Source organism: Roseburia sp. AF02-12 (genome assembly GCF_003461765.1).
Taxonomy (GTDB): domain Bacteria; phylum Bacillota; class Clostridia; order Lachnospirales; family Lachnospiraceae; genus Roseburia_C; species Roseburia_C amylophila.
Map to the genome: position 1 here is coordinate 64,764 of NZ_QTXS01000002.1, position 19,821 is coordinate 84,584.

The following is a 19,821-nucleotide window of genomic DNA, read 5'->3' on the forward strand; positions in this document are numbered from 1 at the left end:
GTTTACAACCAATTGAACAAATGACGAAGGTAAGGGAAAAATGTTCTGGTAATATTTGTTAAAAATATGTAAAATTGTAAAATCGTAAAGCTGATTTATAGACATTTTTCATAAAATCTTTATAGACAATTTCCTCAAAAATGATATAATGAGCGTAAGCGAGTCATCATGCTGGCACGTTTTGCAGAGCGTTTCACGAAAATGTAAGGGAAGGAGCTATTCATGAAGAACAGAAATAAAGTGTATGATTCCTTGATTTTAATCATGCAGTTCGGTATCAACATGATAGTTCCTATTTTTTTATGTGTTGGACTCGGGGTTTTTATTTACCGAAGATACGGGCATCCGTGGCTGGTGATTCTGCTGTTTTTCCTTGGGGCGGCAGCGGGATTCCAGAATTGCTACCGGATGGCACAGAGGCTTTGGCAGAAAAAAGACACGGGAAAGGTTAAATCAGATGTTAAAAAGGATAAATGATGCATTACCGGAATTGATTCTGGGAATCCTTATATACGAAATTGTGGTGGAATTTACCGGTATCTGGTTTGTAAAGGACAAATTGGGATATTCCATCGGCCTTCTGATTGGAGCAGCAACCGCAATCGGAATGGCAGTCCATATGGCAGTGGTTCTGCGGGACAGTATGGATATGGCAGAATCCGGAAGGACAAGACGGATTGCATTGCAGTATGTGCTGCGGTATCTCGTAGTTGTAGCAGTCTTTTTTGTTACGGCATACTTTGAAATAGGCAATGTGATTGTAGCATTTGTGGGAGTAATGGGATTGAAGGTTGGAGCTTACGTTCAACCCTTTACACATAAAGTAATTTTAAAACTTTTAGGGAGAGGTGATGAATCTTCTTAGGGTGAAGAAAAATATAATATAAGGAGGTGAAAGCGTGGATAACGGAATTTTAGCAGCGGGTGCCCAGGATATAGATTTTATGATTCATGGACTGTTTTCCTATAAGATTTTCGGACATGAGGTATGGATTACTACTTCTCATGTATGTATTCTGATAATCATGCTGATACTGATTGCCTTTTCGTTTATTGTAAAGCATAAGATGAAAGCGGCAACGGAGGTACCGGGCGGATTCCAGAATGTAGTAGAACTTATGGTGGAAAAATTAGATGGCGTGGTTGACGGTGTCATGGGGAAAAATGCACCGAAGCTGGTGAATTACATCAGCACCATTTTTATCTTTATTCTCATGAGTAATATATCTGGATTATTCGGGCTAAGACCGCCTACCGCAGATTATGGAACGACACTGGCGTTGGGACTTATCACCTTTTCGCTTATCCATATCTGCCAGATAAAGTACCAGAAACCAAAGAAAATCTGGGAAGATATGTGTTCGCCGTTACCACCATGGCTGCCACTGTGGCTGCCAATCAATATCATCAGCGAGATTGCCGTGCCGATTTCCCTGTCACTTCGTTTGTTTGCAAACGTATTATCAGGAACCGTAATGATGGCATTGGTCTATGGACTGTTGTCCAAGATTGCAATTGTCTGGCCGGCAGCGCTTCATGTGTACTTTGATTTGTTCTCAGGAGCAATTCAGACGTATGTATTCTGTATGTTGACTATGACATATGTGAACCAGCAGATGGAAACAGAATAGAACAGTATAAGGAGGATTTATAATTATGAACATTACAGGACAGGATTTAATTTTAGCATGCTCAGCAATTGGTGCAGGACTTGCAGTTATCGCAGGTATCGGACCTGGTATTGGACAGGGTATTGCAGCAGGACACGCAGCAGCAGCTGTAGGCCGTAACCCGGGAGCAAAGGGAGATATTATGTCAACCATGCTTCTTGGACAGGCAGTAGCAGAGACTACCGGTCTTTATGGTCTGTTGATTGCAATGCTTCTGCTTTTCGTAAAACCACTGGTATAAAGTGAGAAAGAATGATTACGAAAAGAAAGGAGGCACAGCAGGAAGAAAATGACCAGATTATTTAATCTTGATTTTCAGTTATTGCATGATACCATCCTTATGGCGATATCCGTTTTCGTATTGTTTACCGTAATGTCTTATAACCTTTTCGAGCCGGTTCGTAAGATGTTAAAGGGACGTCAGGAGAAGATAAAGACGGAACTGGAATCTGCGGCAAGCGACCAGGCAGAAGCAGCAGAATTAAGACAGCAGTATGAAGAGAAGCTTAAGAACGTCGATAAAGAGGCGGAGGTTATCTTAAGTGAAGCCAGAACCAAAGCCCTGCGCAATGAGAACCGCATCATTGGCGAGGCAAAGGAAGAGGCTGCGCGGATTATCCGGCGTGCCAATGAAGAGGCAGAACTGGAGAAAAAACGCGTGATGGATGAGATGAAACAGGAAATGATAGAAATTGCATCTATGATGGCAGGCAAAGTGGTAGCCGCATCCATTGATACAACAATACAGGATGCCCTCGTGGAAGAAACCTTGAAAGAGATGGGTGATACAACATGGCAAAATTAGTTTCCAAAACATACGCAGATGCATTGTTTGAACTCGCCGTGGAAAAGGGATGTGAAGATGCCTGGTTAGAAGATGCGAAAGCACTTCTTGAGATTCTCCATGAGAATGAGGAACTGGCAAAATTGATGAATCATCCGCAGATTGTAAAAGAAGAGAAGATTCAGATCATTGAAAACATATTCAAGGGAAAGACCGCGGACGAAATCGTGGGATTGATGTGCCAGCTGATAGAAAAAGACCACTTTAAGGACATGGAAAGTGTGTTTGCATGCTTTGTGGATTCCGTAAAAGAATATAAAAATATCGGAACGGCATATGTTATTTCTGCGATGGAGCTGTCAATGCAGCAGAAAGACGAAATCGTAAAGAAACTATTAGAAACCACACATTATGTAGAAATTGAAATGAATTATGAGGTGGATGCATCACTCATTGGAGGAATGGTCATCCGCATAAAAGACAGGGTAGTGGACAGCAGTATCAAAACCAGGCTGCAGAAGCTAACCAGTGAATTATCCAAAATACAGTTGAAAGTAGGTGAAACCGCTTCATGAAATTGAAACCAGAAGAAATCAGTTCCGTTATCAAAGAGCAGATCGAGCGGTATGCATCCCAGTTGGAAGTGGCAGACGTAGGAACTGTCATTCAGGTGGCAGATGGAATTGCACGAATTCACGGCCTTGAAAATGCAATGCAGGGAGAACTTTTGGAATTCCCGGGCGAAGTATATGGAATGGTGCTGAACTTAGAGGAAGATAATGTAGGTGCGGTTCTGTTAGGAGATAAGCGTTCCATCAACGAAGGTGATACAGTAAAGACCACCGGACGTGTAGTAGAGGTTCCGGTCGGAGATGCATTACTGGGACGAGTAGTAAATGCGCTGGGTCAGCCGATTGATGGAAAAGGACCGATTGAGACGGAGAAATACCGCCAGATTGAACGTGTGGCATCCGGTGTTATTTCCAGAAAATCTGTAGATACACCATTACAGACCGGTATTAAGGCAATCGATTCCATGGTGCCGATTGGACGTGGACAGCGTGAGCTTATCATCGGAGATAAGCAGACCGGTAAGACGGCAATTGCAATTGATACCATCATTAACCAGAAGGGACAGGGCGTAAAATGTATTTACGTTGCCATCGGTCAGAAAGCATCTACCGTAGCATCCCTGGTAAAAACATTAGAAGAATTCGGTGCATTAAGCTATACCACAGTTGTTGTATCAACAGCGAGTGAGCTGGCACCATTACAGTATATTGCACCGTATGCAGGATGTGCAATTGGTGAAGAGTGGATGGAGAACGGAGAGGATGTATTAATCGTTTATGACGATTTGAGTAAACATGCTGCTGCATACCGTACCCTTTCCTTGCTGCTTAAGAGACCACCAGGACGTGAGGCTTATCCGGGAGACGTATTCTATCTGCATTCCAGATTATTAGAGCGTGCAGCAAGACTTTCCGATGCTTTGGGTGGAGGTTCACTGACTGCACTGCCGATTATCGAGACACAGGCAGGAGACGTATCCGCATACATTCCGACCAACGTAATTTCCATTACAGACGGTCAGATTTATCTGGAAACAGATATGTTTAACGCTGGTTTCCGTCCGGCAATCAATGCAGGACTTTCCGTATCCCGGGTTGGTGGAGCTGCGCAGATTAAGGCAATCAAGAAGATTGCAGCACCAATCCGAGTAGAGCTGGCACAGTATCGTGAGCTGGCAGCATTTGCACAGTTTGGTTCTGAGCTGGATGCTGATACCAAAGAGAAATTAGCACAGGGTGAAAGAATCCGTGAAATGTTGAAACAGCCACAGTATCAGCCGATGCCGGTGGAAAAACAGGTAGCAATTATCTATGCTGCAACCAAGAAATATTTACTGGATATTCCGGTGGATGAAATTCTGGCATTTGAAAAAGCATTATTAGAGCTCATTGATACCAAGTATCCGGAGATTTTCGAATCCATTCGTGAAACAAAGCAGTTAGACGAAGAAACAGAGCAGAAATTAATTACAGCAATTGAAGCATGTAAGAAAGATTTCAAATAGGCATGTAATATGGTAAAAGGCGGTGAGAGACTATGGCGTCCATGCGTGATATAAAGCGGCGCAAAAGCAGTATTTCCAGCACACAGCAGATTACAAAGGCCATGAAGCTTGTTTCTACCGTAAAACTGCAAAAGGCGAAGGGACATGCAGAACAGGCAAATCCGTATTTTAATTATATGTATCAGACCGTAACTTCCATGCTGGCAAAGAGCGGTTCCATCAATCATCCGTACCTTACCGGTAAAGATTCCGGGCAGAAGGCAGTGATTGTAATTACCTCGAACCGTGGACTGGCAGGAGGGTATAATGCGAATGTCGTAAAGCTGATTACAGAGAGTGATCTTCCAAAGGACAGGCTTTCCATTTATGCAGTTGGTAATAAGGGAAGAGAGTCCTTAGAGCATAAGGGATATTCGATTGTAAAAGAACTTCCGGAACTGATTGAGACACCGGCTTATGACGAGGCGTCCGTATTAGCAAAGGAAGTGCTGGCAGCCTATGAAAAAGGTGAAGTTGGCGAAATTTACCTTGCTTATACACATTTTAAGAATACGGTGGTACATGAGCCAAAATTAATCAAGCTTCTTCCGGTGGATATCGAAGATATGCCGGAGCAGGAAGAAGATAATGTGCTGATGAATTATGAGCCAAACCAGGAGGAGGCGCTTAATTTAATCATACCAAAGTATGTAACGAGCCTTCTTTATGGAGCACTGGTAGAAGCAGTAGCCAGTGAAAATGGTGCTAGAATGCAGGCAATGGATTCTGCAACCAGCAATGCAGAGGATATGATCAGTGACCTGTCACTGAAGTATAACCGTGCCCGTCAGGGTTCCATTACACAGGAGCTGACAGAGATTATAGCCGGAGCATCGGCAATTTCTTAATCATATCTATAAGAATAGAGAATAAGGAGTGATAGAAAAAGATGGCAGAAACAAATATTGGAAAAATCACTCAGATAATAGGTGCTGTATTGGATATTAAATTTACCGAAGGAAAGCTTCCGGCAATTAACGAAGCAATCCGTATTACCAGAAAAGATGGTGAAGTTCTGGTAGTAGAGGTATCACAGCATTTAGGAGATGATGTCGTACGTTGTATTGCCATGGGACCAACCGACGGATTAATCCGTGGCATGGATGCAGAAGCAACCGGTGCACCGATTTCCGTACCGGTAGGTGAGCATACCTTAGGCAGAATGTTTAACGTATTAGGCGAACCAATTGACAATGAGGCTCCACCACAGGATGTGGAATATATGCCGATTCACCGGAAAGCACCAAGCTTTGATGAACAGGCAACTTCTACAGAAATGTTAGAGACAGGAATCAAGGTTGTTGACCTTCTCTGCCCTTACCAGAAGGGTGGAAAAATCGGACTTTTCGGTGGTGCAGGAGTAGGAAAAACCGTATTGATTCAGGAGCTGATTCATAATATCGCAACCGAGCATGGTGGATATTCCGTATTTACCGGTGTAGGTGAGCGTACCCGTGAGGGAAATGACCTTTATTATGAAATGAAGGAATCCGGAGTTATTGATAAGACCACCATGGTATTCGGTCAGATGAACGAGCCGCCTGGAGCACGTATGCGTGTAGGTCTTACCGGACTTACCATGGCGGAGTATTTCCGTGATAAAGGTGGAAAGGATGTACTGTTATTCATTGATAACATTTTCCGTTTCACACAGGCAGGTTCTGAGGTGTCCGCACTGTTAGGACGTATGCCTTCCGCAGTAGGATACCAGCCGACCTTACAGACTGAGATGGGTGCATTGCAGGAGCGTATCACTTCTACCAAGAATGGTTCCATTACATCCGTTCAGGCAGTCTATGTACCGGCGGATGACCTTACTGACCCGGCTCCGGCAACTACATTTGCCCATCTGGATGCCACCACTGTACTGGATCGTTCAATTGTAGAACTTGGTATTTATCCGGCAGTAGACCCACTTGGTTCTACATCCAGAATCCTTGACCCTCGTATTGTAGGGCAGGAGCATTTTGAGGTAGCCCGTGGAGTACAGGAGATTCTTCAGAAATATAAAGAATTACAGGATATTATTGCAATTCTTGGTATGGATGAGCTGTCAGAAGAGGACAAGCTGGTAGTAAGCCGTGCAAGAAAAGTACAGCGTTTCTTGTCACAGCCATTCTTCGTAGCAACCCAGTTTACCGGTCTTGACGGAAAATATGTACCGGTAGCCGAGACCATCCGCGGCTTCCGTGAAATCTTAGAAGGAAAGCATGATGATGTACCGGAGAGCTATTTCCTGAATGCCGGAAGTATTGACGAAGTACGTGCCCGTATGAAGTAAGGGGTGAAGCCATGGCAGACGAGAAGAAAGCATTTGAGGTAGAAATCATTACCCCGGAGCGAATCTTTTATACCGGGGAAGCAACCATGATAGAATTCAATACAACAGAAGGAGAAATCGGTGTCTATCCGGACCACATTCCGCTGACAACGGTGCTTGCTCCCGGTGTTGTGACCATTACCAATGGCGAAGATGTAAAAGAAGCTGCGGTTCATGCAGGCTTTGCAGAGATTTTGGGCGATAAGGTAACACTGCTGGCAGAGATTGCCGAGTGGCCGGATGAAATCGATGAGAAGCGTGCCGAGGCAGCAAAAGAGCGTGCCGAAGCCCGTATTGCAGCTAAGGCTGCAGATACAGATATGCTCCGTGCGGAATTTGCATTGCGTAAGGCGCTGGTGCGAATTGAAGTGAAACATTAAAAACGGTGTATACAAAAGATAAAATATGATGTAAGGAAGGTACCCTCTTTACCGTAGAAAACGGTAGAGAGGGTATTTTTTACTTTACAGGAAATTACTTTCCTGTAAAGTAAAAAACGCTCCGCGAAGATGCGCACTGCGGCGTATAAGGTAGATGTCGCAAGCGACCGCCGCAGGCGCGAGAATGTGCCGAGGCACATTCTTTGTTTCCTTTACAGAAAATTGTTTTCCGGTAGAGTGAAAAAGGGGGATATGTTTTAAGAAAGGTTTCTACATAGTTTATAATAATTTAAGAAAATATTTATACCATACCATAGGGGAAAGCTATATAATGAATTTCAAACAGAATGAAAAGGATGAAGAAACAGTTTATGAGTGAAAACAGAATGCCGGAAGAAAAACGTATCCTGCGGGGATTATCAAAGGAAGAAGTAGAAGAACGCTTTATAGAAGGATTTGTAAATAAAACAGACATCAGCACAGAGAAGAGCACAAAGGAAATCGTAAAGTCCAATGTATTTACATACTTTAACTTTATTTTCTTGGTCATTACGATTCTGCTTTGTGTGGTCGGTTCTTTCCGGAACCTGACTTTCCTGCCAATCATCATCGGAAATACGCTGATTGGAATTATTCAGGAATTGCGGGCGAAGAAAGTCTTAGATAAGATGAGCCTTCTGAATGCACCCCATGCCATTGTTATCCGGGATGGAGAGCAGAAGAAAATTTTATCGGAGCAGCTGGTGAAGGATGATGTCATTTTACTGACTGCAGGAACCCAGATTTGTGCAGACGCCGTTGTTCTGGAAGGTACGATTCAGGTAAATGAATCATTGCTGACCGGAGAAGCCGATGAAATTGAGAAAACACCGGGAAGCAGGCTGATGTCCGGAAGCTTTGTGGTATCCGGAGAATGTTATGCGAGACTGGAGAAGGTAGGAAAGCATTCTTACATTTCCAGGCTGACTGCAGAAGCAAAAGCGATGGGAAATGAAGAACAGTCCGAGATGATTCGCTCTATTAACCAGTTGGTAAAATGGATTGGTATTGTGATTATTCCGATTGGAATCATTTTATTCTGGCAGGGCTATATCGTAAATGGAGAGACTTTCCAGAAGAGCATCGTTTCCATGGTGGCAGCAATTATCGGAATGATACCGGAGGGCTTGTATCTTCTGACAACCATAGCTCTGGCACTTGGAACCATGCGGTTGGCAAAACGGCATGTACTGCTCCATGACATGAAGAGTATCGAAGCACTGGCAAGAGTTGATGTGCTCTGTGTCGATAAAACCGGAACCATAACGGAAGCCGGTATGGAAGTGGCAAAAATTGTTCCGGCGAAGGATGCGGAAAATACATTTCTTCAGTCTCTGCTTCGGGATTATGCGTCAGCAGTGCCGGATAATAATGCTACTATGGAAGCAATTCGTGATCATCTGGAGCGGAAGGGCAAAGATAAGGATAGAGATAGTGATACCGACAGCAATAAAGATAAAACAGCGGAAGTACAGACCTTTATGGCTGCCCGGCGGAAAGCACTGGAGGTTATGCCGTTTACTTCTGCAACAAAATACAGTGGCGTTGTATTTGAGGATGGAAAATATCTTCTGGGTGCGCCGGAATTTGTGATGGGAAATGCCTTTGAAGAAATTGCAGATGAAATCAGGGAATATACGAAAAAAGGTTATCGTGTGCTTTTGCTGGCAAAATATCCGGGCAGTGATATCAAGGGAACCCTGACCGAAAAACCGGAGCCGCTGGGTTATGTGATTCTTTCCAATCCAATTCGTGAAAATGCGAAGAAGACCTTTGGTTATTTTAAGACTCAGGGTGTAGCAGTGAAAGTAATTTCCGGTGATAACCCGGAGACCGTATCCGAAGTGGCACGATGTGCCGGAATCGAGCATGCGGAGAAATATGTGGATGCAGGCACACTGGATACCGATGAGAAAATTTATGATGCGGCAGACCGCTATACCGTATTTGGACGGGTAACTCCGAAACAGAAGCAGAAGCTGGTACATGCATTGCAGGATGCGGGACATACCGTAGCAATGACCGGCGATGGAGTTAACGATATTCTGGCAATGAAGGATGCGGATTGCAGCGTGGCGATGGCGTCCGGAAGTGAAGCAGCAGCACAGGCGGCGCAGGTAGTTCTTTTAGATTCCGATTTTGCCCATATGCCGGATGTGGTATCAGAAGGACGGCAGGTAGTAAACAATGTGCAGCGTTCTGCCAGCCTGTTTCTGGTAAAAAATATATTCTCTCTGTTAATGGCAATCTTTGCAGTGGTATCGACAATTACTTATCCGTTAGAGCCGGCACAGATTTCCCTCATCAGTATGTTTACCATTGGGGCACCGGGATTCTTACTGGCATTGGAGCCAAACTGCAACCGTATTGAAGGACGGTTTTTACGGAAAGTATTATTAAAAGCATTTCCGGCAGGACTGACCGATGTATTAATCGTTGGTTCGCTGGTAGTCTGCGGAGAAGTATTTTCTATACCTGCCTCCGATGTGGCAACTGCATCCACCATGCTTTTATGTGTTGTAGGATTTATGATTCTGATTAAAATCAGCCATCCGATGAATAAGTTTAAATATGGAATTTTAATTTTTAATATCGCCGGGCTGCTTTTCTGCGGCATCTGCTTAAACCAGTTATTTGCCATGAGTCAGATGTCTAAGATTAGTATTCTTCTGATGATTGTATTTGCTTTTGCTGCAGAGTCACTGTTCCGTTACCTGACAATCGGGGTGGAAGGAATTGCAAAATTCATCAGTTCACGGGCACATCGCGGTGCTCCACAGAAGTAGAGAATACAATTAGTGTTTTGGTTCGTCCGAAATGCTGCAGTTCGTTGATGAAGTGGTCAAGCTGGATGGTAGTCTGAAACATGACTTCCACCAGCATGGCATAATCACCGGTGACACAATTACATTCAATCACATTGGGAATTCTATCGATGAAAGGGTAGAATTCCTTTTTTTGTGCCGGTTCCACCTCAAGATTAATGAAAGCCTTAATGTGATAGCCAAAGAGCATGGGATTTACAGTGGCATGATAGCCGGTTAAAATCCCTCGTTTTTCCAACCGCTCAATCCGGGCAGAAACCGCCGGGGAAGATAAAAAGACTTCCTTTGCAATATCCTTGACCGGAGTGCGGGCATTTTCCTGTAAGATCCGGATGATGCTTTTATCAATGTTGTCTAATTCTTTTTCCATAGAGGCTCCTTTCGTTTCCTGAAAAATACAGTTGATGTAAAAAATGAATTTATCTGCAAATATAATGCTGAAAAATGACAAATGAAATAGCAGGTAAAGTAATATATAAAATTTTGTAGCCGGTGAATATCAAATGGCAGGCAGCTGCAGAAAATATCCTCCTGACTCTGCGGGCAGATATATTTATGACACGGTTAGAGGCACTTGGCATTTTGTAGAAACATAGGCAACGCTGGTGCATGGACGCACCAGCGAGGCACAGATGAACATGGATGTGAATTTGTGCCGGTTGCCGGTTATTTTTCTATTCCTATCAAAATGCCTTAGTGCCCCTTGCCGTGGAATACATATCTGCGCAGAGGCAGGAGAATATTTTGCTGTATACACTGTCTGGATTTTACACATACAAGTATGTTGGCTTATTTTCAAGTATTATATCATACCTCTATTTTGTTGAAAAGACAGACACTTAAGAAAATAAAGAAAACAACAAACAATATTAAAATAATTAATCAAAACTACACTAAAAACAAATATAAAGCACGTTTTGACTTAAAACTATTTACCTTCTGGTCAAAGAGTGCTAGTCTTGGACAGAACCAAAAAACAAAAAATAAAAATTGAAAACAAACCCTTGTGACAATGGCGTCAGGACAGGATAAGACTGTCTTGACGCTATTTGCGTTACTAAGTAGGGCTAAAAAATAAGAAAGAGAGAGGGAAACATCATGACAGAAGAAATGCGTATGGAATCCGATTCAATTGGAACAATGGAAGTGCCAAAGGAGGCTTATTATGGCGTACAGGCTTTGCGGGCAAAACAGAATTTTCCGATTACAGGACAGAGTCTGCATCCTGTATTTATCCGCAACCTTGCAAAAGTAAAGAAGGCAGCGGCACAGAGTAATCGGAATGCGCTGGCTCTTCCGGCAGATAAGGCAGAAGCAATTATAAGAGCCTGTGATGAAGTGATTCGTGGATGTTTTGCCGATGAATTTATTGTAGATGCTATTCAGGGTGGCGCCGGAACCAGTGCCAATATGAACATGAACGAGGTGCTGGCAAACCGTGCCAATGAATGGATGGGAGGAAGAAAAGGTGATTATAGCCGGATTCATCCGAATGACCATGTGAATATGTCCCAGTCCACCAATGATGTGATTCCAACAGCCGGAAAACTTACGGTGCTGGAACTGTTAAAACCGTTGCTGGCAGAACTGGATGGACTGGAGAGGGAGCTTCGGATTAAAGCAGCAGAATTTGATGGAATCTTAAAAATGGGAAGAACGCAGCTTCAGGATGCAGTGCCGATGCGCCTCGGACAGACCTTTCATGCCTATGCAACCATGGTAAAACGTGATTATGAGCGGCTGAAAGAAGTAAGATGTGAAATGTTTACTGTAAATCTGGGGGGAACCGCAATTGGAACTGCCATCAATGTTTCTCCGGCATATTTATCTAACGTGGTGCCGACACTGGCAAAGATAACCGGTTATCCACTGAAGCAGGCAGAGGATTTATTTGATGCTACAGAGAATCTGGATGGATTCGTGATGGTATCCGGTGCACTGAAAGCATGCGCCGTAGACCTTTCAAAAATGTGTAATGATTTAAGACTGTTATCCTCCGGACCAAGAACCGGGTTTGGTGAAATTAACCTTCCGGCAAGACAGAATGGTTCTTCTATTATGCCGGGCAAAGTAAATCCGGTTATTCCGGAAGTGGTAAGCCAGGTAGCGTTCCATGTCATTGGAAATGACACAGCAATTACCATGGCGGCAGAGGCAGGACAGATGGAACTGAATGCTTTTGAGCCGGTGGTATTTTACAGCCTTTTTGATTCCATCGATACTTTAAAAGAAGCGGTTGAGACACTGACAAAGAATTGTATACATGGAATCACAGCCAATGAGGCACACTGCCGCAGTCTGGTAGACAAGAGTGTTGGTATTTCCACAGCACTTTGCCCGTATCTTGGATATAAGGAATCTGCCGACATTGCAAAGACAGCACTCCGGGAGAACAAGAGTGTAAGAGAAATCGTTCTGGAACGGAAGCTGATGAGTGAAACGGATTTAGAGCATGTACTGAATCCGGAAATGATGACAGAAGTACATTTTGAACAGAGAAAAGCAATGTAGCCAATATAAAAATAACAGAAGCAGCGTCACGATCGGGGAAAAGCGAAAGTCTTATTCCACGAAACCGGATGCTGCTTTTTTTCTGGTGGAATATATAGAAGAAAATTCAAACCTGCATGCAGATTTGATGAGTGCTGAAATAATTTTAGGAACGCACAAAGATACAAAACAGTCTGCGTTTTATTGAAAAAAGCGGCGGATTATATTATGATATGAAGTATAAAAAGTGTGTAAATAGTAAGTAAAAACAAGTAGGAGGAAAACGTATGGAAGCGTCCAAAGTATACTATACCAGTTTTAAAACCAGCGGCTCAGAAAATTTGTTGCAGAAGCTGCGTCGCCTTTGTATTACAGCTGGAATGAAAAATATTGATTTTGAAGATAAATATGCAGCAATTAAGATTCATTTCGGAGAGTTAGGAAATCTTGCATTTCTGCGTCCGAATTATGCCAAAGTAGTGGTGGATCTTGTAAAAGAATGTGGAGGAAAAGCATTTCTTACGGATTGCAATACCCTTTATGTAGGAAGCAGAAAGAATGCACTGGATCATATGGATACAGCATATGAAAACGGATTTACACCATTTTCCACCGGATGCCATGTGATTATCGCAGATGGGCTGAAAGGAACAGACGAAGCACTGGTTCCGGTAGACGGGGAATATGTGAAGGAAGCCAAAATCGGAAGAGCCGTGATGGATGCAGATGTATTTATTTCCCTGACACATTTTAAAGGACATGAGGGGGCCGGATTTGGCGGTGCTTTAAAAAATATTGGAATGGGCTGTGGTTCCCGTGCCGGAAAAATGGAAATGCATTGCTCCGGCAAACCGGCGGTAGACCAGAGCCTGTGTGTAGGCTGTGGAGCCTGTGTAAGAATCTGTGCCCATGATGCACCACATATCACAGATGGCAAGGCAGGTATTGATGAAAATAAATGTGTGGGCTGTGGCAGATGTATCGGCGTATGCCCAAAAGACGCAGTCAATCCAACCAACTGGGATGCATCCAATCTTTTGAATTACCGGATTGCAGAGTATTCCAAGGCAGTCTGCCAGAACCGCCCGTGTTTCCATATTTCGCTGGTATGTGATGTGTCACCGAACTGCGACTGCCATCCAGAAAATGATATTCCTATTATCCCGGATGTAGGAATGTTTGCATCCTTCGATCCGGTAGCACTGGACATGGCATGTGCAGATGCCTGCAATAAGCAGCCGGTAGTACACGGCAGTGTATTGGAAGAACAGATGCAGCATGTTCATGAGAAAGACCATTTTCATATGGTGCATCCGGATACCAACTGGGAATCCTGTGTAGAGCATGCAGAAAAAATCGGACTTGGAACCCGTAACTACGAGTTAGTCCGTATTTAAACGAATTTCGATACGGAAGAGATTTTATGTATTGTTTTCGTTTTCTGGATTTATCCAACGATTTCCAAAAGCAGAACACAGCTGCTTCTAATTCAGACATTTTTATTTTTCTTATAGCGTCCTGTCTTTCCAATGTTTGATAGTATACTTCCGGCGGTTCGTCTGCATACGGATACCATTTATGCAGTCTGTTAGGGACTCTTAGAATTTCGACAGCAACCGGCAACGCTGGCGCAGGGACGTGCCAGCGAGGCGCAACTGAACATGGATGTGAATTTGCGCCGGTTGCCGCAAAATATAGATTGTATATCGAAATTCTTAGAGTCCCTTGCAGACATAATGTTGGTATCCGTAGCAGACGGACAGTCGGAAGTATCCGGTCAAAGCAACCAGAAAGACAAAACGGCAGAAAGCAAAAATGTCTGAAAGAAGCAGGCGTATTCTGCTTAAAAGAAAATCTAATGGATAAATCCAGAAAACAAAATTACAATACCCTAAAAATTTCTTTCGCATCTAAAATAGAAAAAAAGGAGAACAATATGAGGGGACAAAAAATAAGAGCAAAGCTACAAGCACTATTACTGGCAGCATGCATGGGGGTATGCAGTCTGCAGGTAACAACAGCATCCGCAACAGAAGAAAAGCCGAAGTCGGTGGATATCGTATTTACCCATGATACCCACTCCCATTTGAACAGCTTCCGTACGGTAGTAGATGGAGAAAATGTGGAAGCAGGCGGATTTGCACGAATCAAAACAGTCATTGATGAGAAGAAGGAAGAAAATCCGGATACACTGGTGGTAGACGGTGGTGATTTTTCCATGGGAACACTGTTCCAGACAGTTTATGAAGAAGAGGCATCTGAGCTTCGGATGTTAGGCTATCTTGGCTATGATGCAACGACCTTTGGAAACCATGAATTTGATTATCGAAGCAAAGGCTTAGCGCAGATGCTTGATACAGCGGCAGCCAGCGGTGATGTAGTGCCGTCCCTGCTGGTCTGTAATGTTGACTGGTCAGAGATGAATGATGAGAGACAGCTTTTAAAAGATGCCTTTGATCATTATGGTGTAAAGGATTATGAAGTCATCGAGAAGGGCGGTGTAAAAATCGCATTGCTTGGAGTATTCGGCAAGGATTCCCTTTCCTGTGCACCAACCTGTGCGCTTGAGTTTAAAGATCCGATCGAGGCGGTGAGGGAGACTGTGGCAGCCATAAAGGAAAAAGAAGATGTGGATATGATTGTCTGCCTCTCCCACAGTGGAACCAGTGAAGACCCGAAGAAATCTGAGGATGAACTTCTTGCAAAGGCAGTGCCGGAGCTGGATGTTATCATCAGCGGACATACCCATACCACATTGGAAGAGCCGATTATCGAAGGAAATACAGCTATTGTATCTGCCGGAGAATATGGCATTAATGTAGGAAGTATGCACCTTTCCCAGAATGCCGAAGGACGCTGGGAGGTAGAGGATTATAATCTGATTCCGATTCGCCCGGATATTGAGGCAGATGAGGCGGCCCAGGAGAAGATAGATGCTTTTGAAGCCAATATTGATGATACTTACCTGAAACAGTTTGGATACACTGCTTCTGAAGTATTGTGTGAAAATGATTATGAATTTGCGTCAGTAGATGATTTATATACGAAGCATACGGAACATAATCTGGGAGATATTATGGCGGATGCCTATATTTACGGGGCAACCCATACGAAGGATTATGATGGAGAAGAAATTGATGTGGCAGTCGTTCCAAGCGGAACTGTCCGTGATACCTATGTGCCGGGGGATATTACGGTAACAGATGTCTTTAACTCCTTCTCCCTTGGAATCGGGGCAGATGGTGTGCCGGGTTACCCGCTGATTAAGGTATACCTGACCGGAAAAGAATTAAAGACGGTAGCAGAGATTGATGCTTCCATTTCCGATTATATGACAACGGCAAGACTTTACTGCTCCGGACTGAATATGACCTATAATCCCAACCGTCTGATATTAAACCGGGTAACAGATGTATATCTGACGAAGAATGATAAGAGAGAAGAAATTGAAGATGACAAATTATACTGCGTCGTAGCTGACCTTTACAGCGGCCAGATGCTTAGTGCAGTAACGGATATGTCATATGGACTGCTTTCCATTGTGCCAAAGAATGCAGATGGAAGTAAAGTAGAAGATTTTGAAGACTGCATTATTTATGATGGTGACCAGGAATTAAAGGCATGGGTATCCATTGCCCGCTATATGGAATCCTTTGAAGAAGGAGAAAATGGTATTGCAGAGATGCCGGAATATTATAACGGACTTCATGACCGCAAGGTGGTAGATGATGATAAGAGCCTTGGCGCAAGACTGAAAAATCCGAATAAATATGCAGCAATGATTGTGGGAGTTGTTCTTGTGGTACTCCTTGTTCTGATTTTCATAATCGTATTGATTGTCAAAGTCATACGCCGCATCCGCAGAAGAAAATTGAAAAAAAGTTAACACATGAGTGGAAGTGTGGTATGCTATAGAACAGATGAAAAAAGTTTGGAGTAGTTAGAGAGTGCGAGATAAGTTTGACTTAAAAGAATTGACAAATGAAATACCTTTGGGAGAGTTCTTAAAATATGATGAGCCGATGCTGGTATCAAGAACTAATGCGGTAAGTGGAAAATTGCTGCTGGCTTCGGAAATGTCGAGATTTGACACGGTAGGTTATGATTGTGCAGCTGTCTGTATCAATGATATGTATGCCATGGGAGCAAAACCGCTTCTTTTTTATGACAATATTTCCTGTGCCCGTCCCAAGTTTGAATATATCCGGGACATGGAAGAGGGTATGGAAAATGGCTGCCGGCAGGGAAATGTGACTTATGCCGGAAGTGAAATTAAGGAGCTTTCCGATATTTTCTCTTATGACCAGTATGATCTGGTTGGCTTTATTGCCGGAGTTGTAGAGAAAAAGAAGAAAATAGGAATAGCACAGGTGAAAGCTGGAGATGTTATTATTGGACTTCCATCCAATGGACTTCATAATAACGGCTATGTGGCAGCCCGGAGAAAACTATATCTGACGAAGACTTCTATGGAAATCTATTATGAATCATTAGGTTCTACGTTAGGAGATCTGCTTCTGGCACCGACCCGTATGTACCGGGATGCCATGGAAGCATTGCTTCAGAGTGAGATAGAAATCAAATCCTGCGTACAGGTGGCTCATGGAGGTATTGATAAGGCAGTACATACTCTGATGCATAATGCTGCCGGTGCAGTGATAAAGCAGCGGGAAGAAGATATTCCACCACTTTACGATATGCTGCATAAAGATGGTAATATCAGCAAAGAGCAGATGAGAAATATTTTTAATATGGGAATCGGGATGCTGATACTGGTGGCAGAAGAAGATACAGACCGGGTGGTAGAACTGTTAGAAGCAGCGGGAGAAGAACCGGTGGAATTAGGTCTTGCAGAGACAGGCTCGGACATTGTACGATATATATAGCCAAGGTGAAGGGAGAATATCATGAGTACACAGGACAAACTGGAGAGGGTATTACGGGATATACATGTATTAATATCCAGAAGTGAACTTTATGACAATACCGGTGAGAAGATTATTGTTGAGAAGAAGAAAATGTTTGAATATCTCAATCATCTGAATGCCTGTATTTACGAGATGATGGATGAATATGAAGTGACACAGCAGAGCAGGGACAAGGCAGAACGGGAGGCACGCAAAAAAGGCGATGCCATGATTTTTAAAGCAAGCCGGAATGCTGAAGATGTCTATGCAGCCGCTGTGTTGTATACCGATGATGCCCTTCAGCGGGTACAGCATATTATGCAGGATACAACAGATGCCCTTCAGGATATTCTGAAGAAAGCCCAGGATGATATGAAGACCCAGAAGGTGGTTATCCGGGAGAACCAGTCAGAGCTTAAGAGCCAGCTTCAGGATATGGTAGATACCGAAAAGTATCTGAAGTTAATCGAAGAACGTAATCACGAACTGGAAAAGGAACGTGAAAAGGAGAAGAAAGAGCCGAGGGAAGAAAAGAAATCCCCATATCAGGCAATCAAGCCGGAAATCCGGATTAATCCGGAATACTTTAAGAAAGCCGGAATTCCTTTAGAGGATGAAGAACCGGAGGAAGATGCAGCCGAAGGAAAGAAAGAGATTCCGGAAGTTACGGTGGATCTGGATGCAGAGTACTTCAAGTGGAAAGCAAAAGAAAAAGATAACAAAAAGAAATAGAACTACGTAAACCAAATTGCAGGAAGGACTTTAGAGAAGTTCCTCCCTGCAATTTTTTAATTTGTCATATGTGGCAAGAATATCCACATTTCCTTTTTCCAATTGTTTTTTAATAATCTCAATATAGATGACGCCTTTGTTTATTAATTTTTCATCACCGCTGTTGATGCAGGATTCCAGATAAGCAAAGAGTGGATTCTGAGTTTCGCAGTTGGCGGCAAGCTCAGCGAGTACTTCTTTGCTGGTGGATAACTCTACCAGATTAATTGGCTCGGTCTGGATAATAAACCCGCCGGATAATTCCTCCGAATAGAAGGTATCGTCTTCTTTGGCAGTATGAATAAAAGGAAGCAGGCTGGATTTACGCAGGGTGCTGACCTGATGCAGATTGGCAAGTTCTCTTATCATGCGGTAGAGAATGAAACCAGCGGCAATTCCATAGAGAATAAGAAAATACATCTCACTGGTGAGCACCGCAAGCTTCCGGTAACCGATAATGCCAATGACAATCAGGGCAAGCAGGCAGGCACAGGGGCGGAACCACAGGCTGCTGATTAATGCTTTCCGGAAGGAGGATAAATCTTTTTCCTTTAAAGGAATAAAGGTATAATGCTTCTTCATAAACAGTCCTTTCAAAAATAATCAATCATAAAACAGATATTTTCACAACAAAATGCTATGAAAGATACGGATTTAATATAGTATAACACAATTTTAAATGTTTTTTAAGAAAAGTACGCTTTTCCTATTAAGAAAAATCTGATACGCTATAGATAATTATGAGGTAGTTTATGTGTTCGCAGTATGAAGTATTCAAAAATCAGTAAAGATAGAGCATGAGGACAGGAGGACGAAATGAATATACTGGTATGTGATGATGATAAAGAAATTGTAGAAGCAATCGAGATTTACCTGCAACAGGAAGGCTATCATGTCTTGAAAGCATATGACGGAGAACAGGCACTGGATATGCTTAAGAAAAATGAGGTGCATCTTCTGATTATTGATGTCATGATGCCGAAACTGGATGGTATCCGGGCAACTTTAAAGATTCGGGAGGAAAGCAGCATTCCAATTATCATTTTATCAGCAAAATCCGAGGATTCTGATAAAATCTTAGGACTTAACATCGGTGCTGATGATTATGTGACCAAGCCCTTTAACCCGCTGGAACTGGTAGCAAGAGTAAAATCACAGCTTCGCCGTTATACCCAGCTTGGCAATGTCAGCGAAAGCAATGAGACGGTATATCAGGTTGGCGGTCTTATGATTAATGATGATTTGAAAGAAGTCACCGTGGATGGTGAATTAGTGAAGCTTACTCCGATTGAATATAATATTCTTCTGCTTCTGGTAAAGAATCAGGGTAAAGTATTTTCTATTGAACAAATTTATGAAAATATCTGGAATGAAGATGCAATTGGTGCAGATAACACCGTTGCTGTTCATATCCGTCATATCCGTGAAAAGATTGAATTAATCCGAAGGAGCCAAGATACTTAAAAGTAGTATGGGGCGTTGGATATAAAGTTGAGAAGAATTAACGAAGGAAAGCAAA

At 43.1% G+C, this 19,821-nt stretch carries 18 protein-coding genes and 1 pseudogene; 17 read left to right on the forward strand and 2 right to left on the reverse strand.

The window, feature by feature from the left end; translation table 11 throughout:
* Nucleotides 1-222 precede the first annotated feature (222 nt).
* The 11 genes from DV740_RS09830 to DV740_RS09880 all read left to right on the forward strand — a co-directional run bounded on the left by DV740_RS09830 (nucleotide 223) and on the right by DV740_RS09880 (nucleotide 10,095).
* Nucleotides 223-477, forward strand: a complete 255-nt coding sequence (locus tag DV740_RS09830; RefSeq protein ID WP_022242837.1) for an AtpZ/AtpI family protein — start codon at nucleotides 223-225, stop codon at nucleotides 475-477.
* A complete protein-coding gene (locus DV740_RS09835) occupies nucleotides 458-865 on the forward strand; it encodes an ATP synthase subunit I (protein ID WP_117841863.1) in 408 nt (135 codons plus the stop codon). The genes DV740_RS09830 and DV740_RS09835 overlap by 20 nt, the downstream gene beginning before the upstream one ends.
* A gap of 79 nt (nucleotides 866-944) precedes the next feature.
* Nucleotides 945-1,631, forward strand: a complete 687-nt coding sequence (gene atpB, locus DV740_RS09840) for a F0F1 ATP synthase subunit A (protein ID WP_117698891.1) — start codon at nucleotides 945-947, stop codon at nucleotides 1,629-1,631.
* Between the two features lie 25 nt (nucleotides 1,632-1,656).
* The gene (gene atpE, locus DV740_RS09845) at nucleotides 1,657-1,911 is read left to right on the forward strand and encodes an ATP synthase F0 subunit C (RefSeq protein ID WP_007890533.1); all 255 of its coding nucleotides are present in this window, start codon (nucleotides 1,657-1,659) and stop codon (nucleotides 1,909-1,911) included.
* A gap of 48 nt (nucleotides 1,912-1,959) precedes the next feature.
* Nucleotides 1,960-2,475 carry a F0F1 ATP synthase subunit B gene (atpF, locus tag DV740_RS09850; RefSeq protein ID WP_117698877.1) on the forward strand — a complete coding sequence of 172 codons (516 nt, stop codon included), beginning with the start codon at nucleotides 1,960-1,962 and terminating at the stop codon, nucleotides 2,473-2,475.
* Complete coding sequence (gene atpH / locus DV740_RS09855) at nucleotides 2,463-3,029, forward strand: ATP synthase F1 subunit delta (protein WP_118057587.1); 567 nt, start codon at nucleotides 2,463-2,465, stop codon at nucleotides 3,027-3,029. Before atpF ends, atpH begins: the two co-directional genes overlap by 13 nt.
* A complete protein-coding gene (atpA, locus tag DV740_RS09860) occupies nucleotides 3,026-4,531 on the forward strand; it encodes a F0F1 ATP synthase subunit alpha (protein WP_022242842.1) in 1,506 nt (501 codons plus the stop codon). The genes atpH and atpA overlap by 4 nt, the downstream gene beginning before the upstream one ends.
* A 32-nt stretch (nucleotides 4,532-4,563) precedes the next feature.
* Nucleotides 4,564-5,418 carry an ATP synthase F1 subunit gamma gene (atpG, locus tag DV740_RS09865; RefSeq protein ID WP_118087995.1) on the forward strand — a complete coding sequence of 285 codons (855 nt, stop codon included), beginning with the start codon at nucleotides 4,564-4,566 and terminating at the stop codon, nucleotides 5,416-5,418.
* Nucleotides 5,419-5,459: 41 nt separating this feature from the next.
* Nucleotides 5,460-6,851, forward strand: coding sequence for a F0F1 ATP synthase subunit beta (atpD, locus tag DV740_RS09870; RefSeq protein ID WP_117841866.1), 1,392 nt, complete (start codon nucleotides 5,460-5,462; stop codon nucleotides 6,849-6,851).
* Nucleotides 6,852-6,862: 11 nt separating this feature from the next.
* Nucleotides 6,863-7,270, forward strand: coding sequence for an ATP synthase F1 subunit epsilon (atpC, locus tag DV740_RS09875; protein ID WP_022242845.1), 408 nt, complete (start codon nucleotides 6,863-6,865; stop codon nucleotides 7,268-7,270).
* 371 nt (nucleotides 7,271-7,641) lie between these two features.
* Nucleotides 7,642-10,095 carry a cation-translocating P-type ATPase gene (locus DV740_RS09880; RefSeq protein WP_242994289.1) on the forward strand — a complete coding sequence of 818 codons (2,454 nt, stop codon included), beginning with the start codon at nucleotides 7,642-7,644 and terminating at the stop codon, nucleotides 10,093-10,095.
* Here the strand turns inward: DV740_RS09880 and DV740_RS09885 are convergent.
* The gene (locus DV740_RS09885; protein ID WP_022242847.1) at nucleotides 10,058-10,504 is read right to left on the reverse strand and encodes an Lrp/AsnC family transcriptional regulator; all 447 of its coding nucleotides are present in this window, start codon (nucleotides 10,502-10,504) and stop codon (nucleotides 10,058-10,060) included. The two genes, DV740_RS09880 and DV740_RS09885, sit on opposite strands and share 38 nt — an antisense overlap.
* Nucleotides 10,505-11,232: 728 nt before the next feature.
* Here DV740_RS09885 and DV740_RS09890 point away from each other — a divergent pair.
* The 5 genes from DV740_RS09890 (at nucleotide 11,233) to DV740_RS09915 (ending at nucleotide 18,263) form a co-directional block, all read left to right on the forward strand.
* Complete coding sequence (locus DV740_RS09890; RefSeq protein WP_118087996.1) at nucleotides 11,233-12,645, forward strand: aspartate ammonia-lyase; 1,413 nt, start codon at nucleotides 11,233-11,235, stop codon at nucleotides 12,643-12,645.
* Between the two features lie 266 nt (nucleotides 12,646-12,911).
* Nucleotides 12,912-14,021: a DUF362 domain-containing protein gene (locus tag DV740_RS09900; protein WP_118087998.1), complete on the forward strand. Its 1,110-nt coding sequence runs from the start codon at nucleotides 12,912-12,914 to the stop codon at nucleotides 14,019-14,021.
* 539 nt (nucleotides 14,022-14,560) lie between these two features.
* Complete coding sequence (locus DV740_RS09905) at nucleotides 14,561-16,510, forward strand: bifunctional metallophosphatase/5'-nucleotidase (RefSeq protein WP_118087999.1); 1,950 nt, start codon at nucleotides 14,561-14,563, stop codon at nucleotides 16,508-16,510.
* A gap of 61 nt (nucleotides 16,511-16,571) precedes the next feature.
* On the forward strand, nucleotides 16,572-17,510 hold the full coding sequence (gene purM / locus DV740_RS09910) for a phosphoribosylformylglycinamidine cyclo-ligase (protein ID WP_118088000.1): 939 nt from the start codon (nucleotides 16,572-16,574) through the stop codon (nucleotides 17,508-17,510).
* A 21-nt stretch (nucleotides 17,511-17,531) separates the two neighbouring features.
* Nucleotides 17,532-18,263, forward strand: a complete 732-nt coding sequence (locus DV740_RS09915) for a hypothetical protein (RefSeq protein ID WP_118088001.1) — start codon at nucleotides 17,532-17,534, stop codon at nucleotides 18,261-18,263.
* A 30-nt stretch (nucleotides 18,264-18,293) separates the two neighbouring features.
* Here DV740_RS09915 and DV740_RS09920 read toward each other — a convergent pair whose 3' ends face one another.
* Entirely contained in the window at nucleotides 18,294-18,884 is a 591-nt protein-coding gene (locus DV740_RS09920; RefSeq protein ID WP_022242853.1) for a hypothetical protein, read from the reverse strand.
* Nucleotides 18,885-19,118: 234 nt separating this feature from the next.
* On the opposite strand from DV740_RS09920, the pseudogene DV740_RS09925 reads away from it, so the two are divergent.
* Nucleotides 19,119-19,807: pseudogene (locus DV740_RS09925) on the forward strand (response regulator transcription factor).
* Nucleotides 19,808-19,821: the final 14 nt, after the last annotated feature.